The organism is Roseiflexus castenholzii DSM 13941 (assembly GCF_000017805.1).
GTDB lineage: Bacteria > Chloroflexota > Chloroflexia > Chloroflexales > Roseiflexaceae > Roseiflexus > Roseiflexus castenholzii.
Window position 1 is genome coordinate 197,435 of sequence record NC_009767.1, and the last position, 13,379, is coordinate 210,813.

11 protein-coding genes are annotated in these 13,379 nt (G+C 61.2%); 3 read left to right on the forward strand and 8 right to left on the reverse strand.

Going from position 1 to position 13,379, the window contains the following annotated elements; translation table 11 throughout:
• Positions 1-213: 213 nt before the first annotated feature.
• The gene (locus RCAS_RS26390) at positions 214-924 is read right to left on the reverse strand and encodes a transposase family protein (protein ID WP_083760257.1); all 711 of its coding nucleotides are present in this window, start codon (positions 922-924) and stop codon (positions 214-216) included.
• Between the two features lie 160 nt (positions 925-1,084).
• Between RCAS_RS26390 and RCAS_RS00880 the strand changes: the two genes are divergently transcribed.
• Complete coding sequence (locus RCAS_RS00880; protein ID WP_011997702.1) at positions 1,085-2,260, forward strand: PQQ-dependent sugar dehydrogenase; 1,176 nt, start codon at positions 1,085-1,087, stop codon at positions 2,258-2,260.
• Here RCAS_RS00880 and RCAS_RS00885 read toward each other — a convergent pair.
• Entirely contained in the window at positions 2,247-3,557 is a 1,311-nt protein-coding gene (locus RCAS_RS00885; protein WP_011997703.1) for an ABC transporter ATP-binding protein, read from the reverse strand. The genes RCAS_RS00880 and RCAS_RS00885 overlap by 14 nt on opposite strands.
• 18 nt (positions 3,558-3,575) lie before the next feature.
• Positions 3,576-5,300, reverse strand: coding sequence for an ABC transporter permease (locus RCAS_RS00890; RefSeq protein ID WP_011997704.1), 1,725 nt, complete (start codon positions 5,298-5,300; stop codon positions 3,576-3,578).
• A 403-nt stretch (positions 5,301-5,703) separates the two neighbouring features.
• On the opposite strand from RCAS_RS00890, the gene RCAS_RS00895 reads away from it, so the two are divergent.
• The gene (locus RCAS_RS00895; RefSeq protein ID WP_011997705.1) at positions 5,704-7,374 is read left to right on the forward strand and encodes a pseudouridine synthase; all 1,671 of its coding nucleotides are present in this window, start codon (positions 5,704-5,706) and stop codon (positions 7,372-7,374) included.
• 150 nt (positions 7,375-7,524) lie between these two features.
• Here RCAS_RS00895 and RCAS_RS00900 read toward each other — a convergent pair whose 3' ends face one another.
• From RCAS_RS00900 to RCAS_RS00915, 4 genes are all read right to left on the reverse strand, one after another.
• Positions 7,525-8,154 carry a CAP domain-containing protein gene (locus RCAS_RS00900; protein WP_011997706.1) on the reverse strand — a complete coding sequence of 210 codons (630 nt, stop codon included), beginning with the start codon at positions 8,152-8,154 and terminating at the stop codon, positions 7,525-7,527.
• Between the two features lie 296 nt (positions 8,155-8,450).
• On the reverse strand, positions 8,451-9,533 hold the full coding sequence (dprA, locus tag RCAS_RS00905) for a DNA-processing protein DprA (protein ID WP_011997707.1): 1,083 nt from the start codon (positions 9,531-9,533) through the stop codon (positions 8,451-8,453).
• Positions 9,534-9,611: 78 nt separating this feature from the next.
• Positions 9,612-10,466 (reverse strand): spermidine synthase, encoded by an 855-nt coding sequence (locus RCAS_RS00910; RefSeq protein ID WP_011997708.1) that lies wholly within the window; start codon positions 10,464-10,466, stop codon positions 9,612-9,614.
• Between the two features lie 7 nt (positions 10,467-10,473).
• Positions 10,474-12,240, reverse strand: coding sequence for an ABC1 kinase family protein (locus RCAS_RS00915; RefSeq protein WP_011997709.1), 1,767 nt, complete (start codon positions 12,238-12,240; stop codon positions 10,474-10,476).
• 61 nt (positions 12,241-12,301) lie between these two features.
• Between RCAS_RS00915 and RCAS_RS00920 the strand changes: the two genes are divergently transcribed.
• Entirely contained in the window at positions 12,302-12,919 is a 618-nt protein-coding gene (locus RCAS_RS00920; RefSeq protein WP_011997710.1) for a histidine phosphatase family protein, read from the forward strand.
• 97 nt (positions 12,920-13,016) lie between these two features.
• Here the strand turns inward: RCAS_RS00920 and RCAS_RS00925 are convergent, their stop codons facing one another.
• Positions 13,017-13,352, reverse strand: coding sequence for a DMT family transporter (locus tag RCAS_RS00925; RefSeq protein WP_011997711.1), 336 nt, complete (start codon positions 13,350-13,352; stop codon positions 13,017-13,019).
• Between the last annotated feature and the right edge of the window lie 27 nt (positions 13,353-13,379).

Below are 13,379 nucleotides of genomic sequence, written 5' to 3' on the forward strand. Positions count from 1 at the left end.
AGAGCTCGCGGATCTCCAATCGCCCCCGCGATTGCTCGATCGTCTGCGCATCCGGCGCCCGGCGGGGTTGGAGTTCACGACGGAACCCGATCGGCTGGCGCTTCCGCCGGGGTGGCGCAATCTGATCCAGCGCTACCGGCAACGGGGCTGGCGGCGTGTCCGGGGGGGGAAAAGCACCTGCGGGGCGACCCGGTCATCGAGGAGCGCCTGCACTCAGCCTGATCGCCTTTGACACCGCCCAGGCAATTGCCGTGTTCCTGCACAATGGTTTGGGTGACGGCGGCATTCAGGAAGCCCGCATCCATACTGACCATGCGCCCGTCCAAGGGCGCTTCCGTGAGCAGCGCCAACAGGGCCGCCGACGGCCTCGCGTTGGGCGAGCGCCATCCCCGTGGTATGGGTGACGAGTTCGACGCCATGCAGGGCGGGCGCCCCGGCGCGTTTGCTCCCCCCTAAGACCTTGCCATCGGCCCTGATCCCGCCCACGGGCATGCCAAGCAGTCGCTCCATCCAGGGACGCAGCCGCCGATCCAGGTCGTCCGCATCCACGCATGCCAGCAGGTCCCGTACCGTATTGTAGGCGGGGAAATGCGGACTGTGGGCCCCAAGTGGACGCCAGCGCGCGCCCCAACGCCCATGCGCCCATGTCCACGCGCTATGCAGCGCGTCTTGTCCATGCAACATGCCGAGTATGACCACCCCCAGCAGGCTTGGCAGCGGATACCGTCGACCAGATCGCCGACGGGGATCGGGCGCCGGCGCCAAGTGTCCCAGCAAACTGTTCGGATGATAGGCAATCATTGCGTACTCCCACGTGGTGTTGCGGCACGAGACTCCTATTCTATTCTCTTTCCTTAGAGAACTGAGAAGCCCTACGGCTGTAGGGAGGGGGCAGGCAGGCATCGGTGGTTCCCTCACGCTCATCCCCGGCTATCGAGTCGAACACTGGCGCAAAAACAGGACCATCGTCCTGCGTTCAACGCACGAGCCGCCTTTGCTCGCGCAGCGGAATGTGCGAGAATGCCGATGCAACTAGAAATCTGCAACTGCGCCTGCGCGCGCCTGTCCTGAAGAGGGAAAGTCTATGCCTCGACATTTGTTGTGGATGATGCTGTTTCTGACGATTGCCGCGACGGCATTGCCTGGAGGGAGCGCCACATATGCCGCGCCCGGCTACGAAATCCAGGTGGTGAAGACCGGTCTCGATCGACCGTGGAGTATCAATTTTGCGCCTGATGGGCGGCTATTCTTTACTGCGCGCAACAGTGGTCGCCTGTATGCCCTGAATACCGCAACCGGCAATGTACAGACGTTCAGTGGTCTGCCGCCTGCCCGATTTCGCGCCGAGCAAGAAGCCGGCATGATGGGAATGGCGCTCGACCCCGATTTTGCGACAAACGGCTGGGCGTATATCTGCTACAGCTTCTTCGATAACGACGGCAATCGTCGGAACCGCCTCTCGCGGTTCACGGTCAATCCGGTATCTGGCGCCGTTTCTGGAGAGCGCGTCCTGATTGAGACGATGGTTGGCGCACTCTACCACAATGGCTGTCGCGTGATCGTCTCGCCTGATAACCGGTATCTGTTCGTATCGATGGGCGATGCCACCGTTCCATCACTCGCGCAGGATCTCGACAGCACCGGCGGCAAGACCTTCCGCATCTTCAAAGACGGCAGCATTCCAACTGATAACCCCTTTTACGACAACGGTCGGATACCGCGTTCACTGATCTGGACGTATGGGCACCGCAACCATCAGGGGCTGGCATTCCACCCGACGACCGGCGACCTCTGGAGCACCGAGCACGGACCGGAGATCATGGACGAACTCAACGTCCTGATCGCCGGGCGCAACTACGGCTGGGGTTGGGGGAGCGGACCGCATTATTGCCTGGGAACGGTCAACTGCGGCAGTGTGCCCGATTTCATGCCGCCGGTTGCAGTGTTTAACCCTGAAAGAACGGTTGCCACGTCCGACATGGTTTTCTACACAGGCAGCGCATTCCCTGAATGGTCTGGCGATCTCTTCTTCGTCACGTTGAAAACCGGCAGGCTCTACCGCCTGAAGATCGACAATCGCACGATTGTCGAGCAGGAGATTCTGATCGATGGTACGTATGGTCGCCTGCGCGATGTGACCGTTGGACCGGATGGGTTTCTGTATATATCCACCGACGAGACAAGTGCGCAATTGCTGCGCATCCGTCCGACCATCGAGCGCCCTTATCGCGTCCAACTGCCACTCGTTATGCGGGGGTAGCGACCTCTTCGAGGAAGAAGCGCCCCTGAGCGTCGTCGTAGCCGAAGAGTTCGGCGTAGCGCCCCCATTTGCTGGCGATATCGAGTTGCTGTTCCGCTTCAACAGGCGGGAAGTCGCGCTCCAGAGCAGTGAGGAGCACTTCCCGACGCAGTGAGCGTTCACCCGACGCTTCCAGCATGCGCAGCATCCAGCGAAAGAAGGGCAACCGCCGTAACCGCGACGCAAAGATTTCTTTGCGCGCCAGAATGCTGGCGTCGGCAAACGTTTCGCCGAGCGGCGTAATGATCAGGTCACCCGTCTCGACACGGGCGAAGCCAAGCAATTCCGCCGCCTCAACCAGCGCCAGCAGGTTGTTGAAATCGATTCCCAGGTCTTCTGCCAGTTGGTAAATATCGTCGCGCTCGGTGGGAGTGCTGTTCACATGTTCGAGCAGACCGGCGAGTTCGGTGACATCGGCGTTTGGCAGCGCACGTGTGCGCCCGGCCTGCCCCGGTTCCGTGCCGAACTCGACGTGCTCCGGCTGCGTCTGCCCCATGAGAATGCCGTAGACGCGGTCGGTCAACGCGACGAACGATTCGGATTTGCGGTCGCGCGGATGGGGCAGGGACACCGGCACTTCGGCGATGATCCGCCCTGGACCTTTGTCCATCACGACGATCCGATCCGCCATGAAGAGCGCTTCTTCGATGTTGTGGGTCACCATGAGCACGGCGCGGATCTGGAGTTGGCCGCCGGTCCAGAGTTCGAGCACTTCGCCGCGCAGCGTCTCGGCGCTCAGCACATCGAGTGCACTGAACGGCTCATCGAGGCAGAGCAATTCCGGGTTGGCTGCGAGTGCGCGGGCAATCCCGACTTTCTGGCGCATGCCGCCCGACAGTTCACGCGGATACGCCTGCTCGAAACCGTCGAGGCCAACGAGATCGATCAACTCAATGGCGCGGGCGCGCGCCTGTTCCGCCGGCATGCCACGCGCCCGCATGGCGACAGTTACATTCCCTTCGACGGTTAACCACGGAAAAAGCGCAAACGACTGAAAGACAATCGTCGCATACGGATTGACGCCGTTCAGCGACTTGCCGCGGTAGCGCACCTCGCCGTCACTCGGGCGATTCAAGCCGGTGATAATGCGAAGCAGCGTGCTTTTACCGCAACCCGACGGACCGAGCAGCGCAACGAACTCTCCCTCGCGAATCGTCAGGTTGATATGCTCAATAGCGGTGAAGCGTTTCTCGCCGCGCCCGTAGCGTTGCGCAACATTTTTCAGTTCGACCAGCACTGCGCCGTTGGATGTCGCCACACGTCACCTCCTGGATCGTCATTCCATGCGATAGACGTTTTCCGCCAGACGATAGAGACGCCGCCAGACGAGGCGATTGATTGCCACAACCGTGACAACCATTGCCAGCGTCGCCGCCAGGAGGCGCGGGTAGTCGCCGTCGGCTGTGGCGGATGTAATCTGCGCACCGACGCCAATACTCTGGTACGCCTGCCCGCCAAAGACGACGTATTCCGCGACGATGCTGGCATTCCAGGCGCCTCCGCTGGCGGTGATCATGCCGGTGATCAGGTACGGAAAGAGCGCCGGCAGGATCAGCGTGCGCCAGCGCTGCCAACCACTCAGTTGCAACAGGTCGGTCGTGTAGCGTAAATCCTGCGGAATGGCCGCAGCGCCGGCAATAACATTGAACAGCAGGTACCACTGCGTGCCGAGCAGCATGAGCAGCACCGCCGCAACATTCAACCCGCCGGGCACGGCGAGCAGCGCCAGCACCAGCACCGGGAAGAGCGCCGTTGCCGGAATGGAAGCGACGATCTGCACGATTGGCTGAAGCACTGCCGCCGCGCGCGGTTGCGTGCCGATATAGACGCCAAGCGGCGCCGTCCAGAGCAGCGCAATTGTCAGCGCTGCCACAACGCGCAGGAACGTCGCGCCGATCCCGATGCCAATGTCGATCCACTGATCAAGCGAAACCTGGAGCAGCAACCGCCCGCCAAACAGCACGCCCGCCAGCGCCGCTACGATAATGGCGGCAAAGACCAGCCATCCAACACTGAAGCGACGGTTTGTTTCGGCGTTGAGACTACGGGGCAGCGGCAGCAAGCGGTCCATCAACGCATCGAACACGCGCCCTATCGGAGCGACTGCGCCGGCAACTGCGTTGTTCAGCGCAGCGCGTTGCACCAGATCGTAGAACCACGACTGCGGCGGATTGTCGCTCTCGACCATTTCGAGTTTGAAACGATCCGCCCAGACGAGCAATGGACGCCAGACCAGTTGATCGAGCAGTACAATGACGACGACCAGCGTGGCGATGCCGTAGCCAATGGCGGTCAGGTTCTCTTCATTGGCAGCCGTCTGCAAATAGGCGCCCAGTCCGGGCAGGCGAAAGTCGCGCGCGCCAAGCGTAAAAATCTCGGCGGCCATAAGGAAGAACCAACCGCCTGCCCAGCTCATCATACTGTTCCAGATCAATGCCAGAGCGCCAAATGGCAGTTCCAGCACCGTCAACCGGCGCCAGCGGGTAAAACGGAAGATCGCACTCGCTTCGCGCAGTTCGCGCGGCACGGTCGTCAGCGACTGATACCAGGCGAAGGTCATGTTCCAGACCTGGCTGGTGAAGATGAGCACAATAGACGCCAATTCGACCGCAATCCCCTCTGGCAGGATCGCCGTGAGACTCAGCAGGACGATCGGCAGGAACGAGAGGATCGGCACACTCTGCAACACATCGAGCAACGGCATGAGCACCCGCTCGGCGCGTGGATTGTAGGCGGCAACGTAGCCGTAGATCAGGGTAAACACGAGCGATAGCACATACGCTGCCGCCATGCGCCCAACCGAATGCAACGCATAGAACGGTAACGCACTGATTGACAGGCTGATCTCCGGTCCGCGCACTTCGGCGGGAGCAGACTCGGCAGCCCAGATGCCAAGCGCAAGCAGCCCGACAATGATGAGCAGAATCACGCCATCCGCCACGGTAAAGCGAGGCCTGTCAGGCGGGGACGGCGTGAACACTCGTCGAGTTGGCGCAGTCATACGTGCTCCAGACCACCAGAAGAGACAAGACGATGGACATCTGCGGCAATGCAGGCGAGGAAGCAGACAGCTGCTGCGCTGCCTGCGCAACGCGCGCTATTATACCATCAACAACGACGTTTTTTTGGTTCGCAGGTTCAGCGAAGATATGGTATAATACGGCGAGTCCACGCTTCATTGCTCCTCGTTTGGAATGAAGTTGCGAGACCCGCTGTAGCGATCCCCCGGCGCAGAGCCGCAGGGAAACGAAGAAGCATCCACAAGAGTGGCGCGTCCGTTTATCGGTAAGCATGTAATGGCTTGACAATCAAGCCGCTTTGAGAATCCGGCGCTTCCTCCAGACGCCCCGTTGCGCCGGAATGCTGCGGTTGAACGTCCGCGTGATGAGGAGACAGGTTCAATCTTGAGTGCAGAACGATTGCAGAAAGTGCTGGCAAGCGCCGGCATTGCGTCGCGGCGTGACTGTGAAGAGTACATTGCCGCAGGGCGCGTCATGGTCAACGGCAAAGTGGTCCGCATCCCCGGTACGCGCGTGGACCCGGAACACGATGAGATTCTCGTTGATGGAAAGCCGATCGGTAAGATTCACCACCGCACCTATGTCATGCTCCACAAACCGGCAGGTGTGGTCTCGACAACCGATGATCCGCACGGTCGTCCAACAGTGGTGGATTTGGTCAATCTGCCACAGCGGTTGTTTCCGGTCGGACGGCTCGATTACGACTCAGAAGGCTTGCTGCTGTTGACCGACGATGGTGAACTAACTCAGAAGCTGACCCATCCCAGCTATCAGGTCGAGAAAGAGTATCAGGTCCTGTTGAATGACGCGCCATCGCCGAATGCGCTGCGCGCCTGGCGCACCGGTGTGGAACTGGACGGCGTGAAAACAGCGCCTGCCTGGGTCGAACTGATCGAGCGCACACCCGAAGGCGCATGGGTGCGCGTGATTTTACACGAGGGACGCAAGCGCCAGATTCGCGAGGTGGCGCGATTGCTGGGGTACGAGGTGCGGCGGTTGATCCGTGTGCGCGAAGGTCCGCTGGCTCTGGGAGACCTCCCAAGCGGCACGTGGCGCTTTCTTACCGATGAAGAGGTTGACATGCTGCGAGAGCACGCCGAACGAAACGCGGCGGTCGCCGATGCGGAACGGCCGCGTCGGCGTGAACAGGACGAGATGAAAGCAGTTGGCGGTCGACGGTTGCGGCGTATCAATCCGTCGGCGCGATTGCTACAGAAAGGTGAAAAAGTGACAGAGACAACTCTGCCCGAACTCGACGAAGCGATTGGTAGCGAGAAGGGTATTCCGTCGATTGGCGAGGAGGGGCGTAAGGTGCGTGATAAAGAGGCGCCCCATCGCAACGCCTCTCCAGCGCGCGACTTCCGCCGCGATGACCGTGGCAGTGGCTTCCGCAGTGACCGCCGCAACGACCGTGGCAGTGGACCGCGCGACTTCCGCCGCGACGACCGTGGCAATGGACCGCGCGACTTCCGCCGCGACGACCGTGGCAATGGACCGCGCGACTTCCGCCGCGATGACCGTGGCAATGGACCGCGCGACTTCCGCCGCGATGACCGCAGCAGTGGCTTCCGCAGCGACCGCCGCGATGACCGTGGCAGTGGCTTCCGCAGTGACCGCCGCGACGACCGCAGCAGCGGCTTCCGCAGTGACCGCCGCGACGACCGCAGCAGCGGCTTCCGCAGTGACCGCCGCGACGACCGCAGCAGCGGCTTCCGCAGTGACCGCCGCGACGACCGCAGCAGCGGCTTCCGCAGTGACCGCCGCGACGACCGCAGCAGCGGCTTCCGCAGTGACCGCCGCGACGACCGCAGCAGCGGCTTCCGCAGTGACCGCCGCGATGACCGCAGCAGCGGCTTCCGCAGTGACCGCCGCGATGACCGCAGCAGCGGCTTCCGCAGTGACCGCCGCGACGACCGCAGCAGCGGCTTCCGCAGTGACCGCCGCGACGACCGCAGCAGTGGCTTCCGCAGTGACCGCCGCGATAACCGTGGGGCTAGAGGCTTTTCGCGCAGTGATCGCCCTCCACCGCGCTACTCCGAAGATGATGAGGAATAGTAGAAGGCCGGTTGGCGCCTGCCGACCGAACAACCTCGTGCTGCCGTCACCCTGATGGCTCGTTGTCATGCCGCGCGCAGCGACGCATCTCGGCGAGTGATCACCGAAACGCAGCGCTGCGCGCCGGTTACTCTGCGGGCAGCGCTGCGTTCAACGCGGAGTGGCAAAAACCTGTGTCCAGTACCTTCCGTATGAACCGCCGTCGGCGTAGGCAACACCGATCTCGCGCAGATTACAGTTCAACATATTCTGACGATGCCCCGCACTGTTGTACCATGCCTGCACGACCTGCTCGGCGGTGCGGTAGCCAGCGGCAATGTTCTCCGCAGCGCTTGAGTACGTATACCCTGTGCGCCGGATGCGATCCCAGGGGCTTGAGCCATCCGATCCGGTATGACTGAAGAAATTGGTCGTTGCCATGTCCTGACTGTGCGCAGCCGCAGCGGCGGTCAACTGCTGCGACACCGTCAGCGGGGCACATCCCGCCGCCGCGCGATACTGATTTGTCAGGTCAACAACCTGTTGAGCAAGCGATGACAGCGTACTCGTGTCGCTGCTGCCGGTGGTTCCCGGCACGATGACGAACGGAAGATACACCCGCGTTGTCGCTGCTGGTGTACTCGCAGGTTCGGAAGAGGCGGAGCTGACTGCCTCCGTATTGCTTGCCGGTTCGCCGATAGCAGCAGGGGGAGTGGCAGACGTCTGAGCAGAGAGGGGGAGCGGTATCGGACTCAGAGCAAGAGCCAGGATGAGAAGTGCAATGCGATATGGTAGACACATGGACGCGCTCCAGCACAACGTCGCGGAATAATGATGGCGCTATACCATATGTACCTTATTTTAGGGTTTGCCCGCTCGTCTGAAAATAGCCCGATAGTCCCCGCGTTGCATGGCTGCCGGTACGCCGCTTGATCGGGTCATACCAATGACGATTGAAGATGCCGCCTTCCTCGTCATTCCGAGCGCAGCGAGGAATCTAACCGCGCGCAGCGAGGAATCGGAGCGGGTCGCGCACGACCCCTCGCGCTGCTCGGGGTGACCATGCCGGATGGTCACAGGTCATTGGTATCATTCGGTCAGTGCGCCAATACATAGCACATTGGCGCACTCTGACGCACAAAGCCTTTGAGTTCCAGGACTGCCAGCGCCGCAGACACTTCGTAGACCGGCATGGATGTGCGGCGTTGCAGATCGTCGATATGGAGCGGCTCATACCCGACCAGCGCCAGCACTGCGGCTTCGACCGGATCATCGGGCAGGGCAGTGCGCACCTCTTGCTGGCTGGCTGCCACGCTCATATCGAGCGCTTCCAGAATATCGCCAGCGCATGTCGCCAGTCCGGCGCCATTGCGAATCAGTTGGTTGGTTCCTTCAGACCGCGGGCTGAAGATCGGTCCCGGCACGGCAAAGACGTCGCGCCCCTGTTCGAGCGCGTAATCGACGGTAATCAGTGCGCCGCTCTTCGCCCCGGCTTCCACCACCAGCACCCCGCGCGCCAGCGCGCTGATCAACCGGTTGCGCACCGGAAAGAGTTGTGGGATAGGTCGCGCGCCGAGCGGAAATTCCGAGATCAGTGCGCCATTGCCGGCAATACGCCGCGCCAGAGCAGCATGCCGTTCGGGGTAGACCATATCGGCGCCACATGGCAGAACCGCCAGGGTTCGCCCACCAGCGTCGAGTGCGGCGGTATGCGCAATGCTGTCGATGCCCAGCGCCAGACCGCTCACAATCGTCACACCCGCCTCGACCAACCCGGTCGTCAGACGTCGGGTGGCTTCGCGTCCATACGACGTCGGCTGGCGTGTGCCGACCACCGCAACACTCCAGGAGTCGGCTTCGGAGAGCGCACCACGCACGTAGAGCAGCGGAGGCGGTGATGGGATATGGCGCAAGGGCGCAGGATACGCAGGGTTCTCACGGTCGATAAGGGTGATTCCGGCGCGTCGGGCGCGTTCTATCTCACGGTCGAGATCGAGTGTACGTCGCGTTTCAATCAGAGATTCGATCAGTTTGGGTTCTAATCCGGCGGCGGCAAGTTCGGCAACCGACGCGCACCAGGCGGCTTCAATCGAGCCGCACCATTCGATCAGACGATCAAGGCGAGCCGGACCAATGCCATTCACCCGGTTGAATCCCAGGTAATAACGAGTGTTTTCCATAGCACACCTGACTCCCCTGGGAGAGTAACAAGCGGCAGTTCCTTCCCTGCCGATCATGTGGAGTATACAGTTCGCTTATTACCAGAGGTCGATCGCGCGCAATGGGCGCAACGTCGCCGCGAGATTGCTCAGATCGGCGTCGAAGCCGTACCGCTGCGCCAGAGCGCATGCGCGGGTGGTGAGTTCGGTGGCCGGCGCGGGCATACGCCCCACGCCAAACGCAACGAGAGAGTGGCGCAGCGGCGTCGCCAGTGTGGTGTGCCACGCAGCGCGAAAGGCGTCCACTTTCGTGGAAAGATGCGGATCGCTGCGCAGGAAGTTGACGCCGATGACACCGCCGGGGCGCAACCGTTCCCGACAGAGCGCATAAAACTCCGCCGTCGCCAGATGATTCAGATTGTCACGAGCATCACTAAACGCATCCATAATAATAATGTCATAACGGTGCATCGTCGATTGGAGAAACGCCTGCGCATCGGCGATGTGGAGGCGCTGCCGTTCGTCGAATATCACACCGAAATAGTCGGCGGCGATAGTCTCGAATGCCGGATCAACATCGACATTGTCGATGTTCACATCAGGGAGATGAGCGTGCAGCGCCAGCGACATGCGTCCCCCGCCAAAACCGAGCATGCAGATGCGGTGTGGCGCCGGACGCCAGAGAAGCGTGAGCAGGAGCGCACGGGTATAGGGCGCCAGGAGATGCAGCGGTCGCTCAATATCGATCCGCGACATTGGTCCATCGAGTGCGCCGGTTTCCGGGTTCAGAAAAAAAAGGCTGATAAACGATGCATCCTTGATAACCCAGAGGCGCGTTTGCGGCAATGATCGATCATAAATGACGCCGTCAGGAAGGGTGCGGAGCCAGGCGAGGCGCCGGGAAAGGGAGGCGGTGTACGATGCAAGGTGAGTGGTTGCGCCTTGTGACGCCATATGCCTCTCAGCGATCATTGCGGGGCCAGACGGTCCAGAGCGCCACACCGGCTGCGGCTGCCCACGACCAGAACGCTTCGTCGGCAAAGCCATTGATCCGCAGCAGCGTTCCGCCGATGAACAGCGCAGCCGCGATAATGCCGCCGGAGAGTCGGTTTGTCGCTCGTTCGACGCGCTTCATCCCACGTTCGAGGCGTGAGAGATCGACGCGCATCTGCAATTCGCCCCGGTTGGCGGCTTTGTAGTAGGCATCCATCTGACGCGGCAGCGTCGCCGCCACCTGACTGAGCGCCGTCACTTCACGGCGAATCTCTTCCAGCCAGTCGCCATTGCGCCGTTCGCGGTCGAGCATGGCCTGCGCAAATGGTTGCGTCTCCTCGAACAGATTGATATCGGGGTGCAAGCCGGTCACGATCCCGCTCACCAGGCTGATCGCCCGTCCCAGATAAATCAGGTCTTGTGGTATCTGAAAAGGAAGATCGCGCACGAGATGCTCCGTTTCATCAAACAGTTTCTCGACGTCGATGTTGGTCAACTCGCGTTGCGAGCGGGCATAGGTATGGCGCAGGACGATCTGGAGCGCCTGAATAATCGGACGCCGGTCGGCGCCGGGCAGAATCATGCCCAGACGGTCAAGCGCCTCGACAATACGCTCCGGGTCGTTCGTCGCAAGCCCGATCACACCACCCCGCATAATCTCCATGGTCGTCGGCGGCAGATGCCCGACCATACCGCAGTCAAGGAGAATAAGCGTGAACGGCGCACCAGGTTTGACGCCATTGGTTTGCGGCGGCGGCGGACCCTCAACGCGCACGAAAATATTGCCGGGGTGCGGATCGGCGTGGAAGAAGCCGTCGATGAAAAACTGCTTCAGGTACGCGCGGTTGAGGCGCGTGGCGACTTCGGCACGATCGACGCCAGCGCGATCAAGTGCGGCATAGTCGCTGATTTTGATGCCATCGACGCGCTCCATAATCAACACGCGCCGGGTTGAGAGTTCGGGGTAGGGTTTGGGGAAGTACACCCCCGGCGTATCGGCGAAATTGACGCGAAACCGCAGCGCATGGTGCGCCTCGCTCACATAGTCGAGCTCTTCGCGCAAAACACGCGCAAATTCCTCGAAGAGAAGCTCCAGATCGGCGCGTCGCCGGATCAGCGGATAGTTCTTCACCACGCGCACTGCCCACAGCACGGCGCTCAGATCGATTTCGACGATTTCATCGATGCGCGGGCGCTGAATTTTGATCGCGACCGGTCTCCCGTCACGGAGTTCGCCATAGTACACCTGACCGAGCGATGCAGCCGCCACCGGCGTCGGGTCGAAGCGCGCAAAAATCCGTTCGGGTGATGCGCCCAATTCGGCGATGAGTATTTGCAGCACATACGGCAGCGGCGCCGGCGGCACTTCGTCCTGCAAACCGGCAAGTTCATCGGTGATCGCAGCCGGAAGCACATCGGCGCGGGCGCTGAGGAACTGACCGAGTTTGATCAGCACCCCACCCATCCGCACCGCTAGACGACGAAATTCGCGCGCCATGCGCTGATAGCGGGCGACACCGGTGCGCTGTGCATACCAGCGGGTTAACCGGTAGCGGTTGAACAGAATATCGACAATGAAAACGTGGACGATAACCCGGAAAAAGAACCAGGATACACGAAGAAAGCGTCGCCGCCTCGGTACCGGAAACGGACGAAGATCGGGCGGCAGCGGAGGAAGCGTGAGTATGGCGCCGGGGTCTGAACCGGTCGTTGTCGGCTTTGTGACCGTTTGCACATGTCGTATTATAGCATCACCTTTCCCATGGAAACGCCCGGTTTCTGGTATCATTATCACTATGCGCACCGCTCTCTGGCTTGTTCGACATGGGCAAACGCCGCTCAACAAACAACGTCGCTATCAGGGACGAACCGATAGCCCGCTGACCTCGTTCGGCGTCTTGCAAGCGCAGGCATTGGCGCGTCGTCTGCGGCGAATTCCCCTGACCGTTGCGATCATCAGCCCTTGCAAACGAGCGCATGACACTGCGGCTGAAATAGTGCGCGGGCGGGAAATCCCGGTGGTCGAAGATGTGCGCTGGAGTGAAACGAACCATGGGCGCTGGGAAGGATTGACGTATGCAGAGGTGCGCGCGCGCTTTCCTGAAGAAGCTGCCGCGCGCTTCGCCGATGCGTTGCACGGGCGGGCGCAGGGCGGCGAAAGCCTCGCTGAAGTCAATGCGCGCATTCTGGAGGCATGGCACAGCCTGTTCCCTGCATATCCCGGCGGACGCATCCTTGTCGTTACCCACGCCACTCCTATTCAACTGATTCTGTGCCGTATCACCGGTCTGGCGCCGACCGATCACTGGCGCTGGCGTGTCGATCTGGGGAGCCTGACGGCAATCGATGTCTATGGCGGCGGACCAATCGTGCGCACGGTCAACGAAATACCATGGTTGGGAATGAGGGAATGAGGAGTGAGGGGCGGGTCCGCCTTTGACCTTCCCTCTGTACCCGCTCACCGTGTGAGTGCGCGTCCCCAGCACACCCCTGCCCGCAACCATCCCGCCTTCACTGTTCGCTTCCGCCGAACATGTTCAGCAACACGACGCCAGCAATGATCAACACAATACCGATGACACCTGTGATGTTCAACTGTTCGCGCCACACCAGCACGCCGATAACCGCAATGGCGGCTGTTCCCAATCCTGACCAGATGGCGTAGGCGACGCCGAGCGGAATCGTGCGCAGGCTAAGGGACATGAGGTAAAATGAGGCGCCATACCCGGCAATCACCAGAAGCGTTGGCATCAGGCGTGTAAAGCCGTCGGCGGCTTTGAGCGCGTTGGTTCCGATCAGTTCACAGACAATAGCGCCAAACAGAAGCATCATTCCACGCGGATCCATACAACCCTCCCAATTGAGACAGGAACG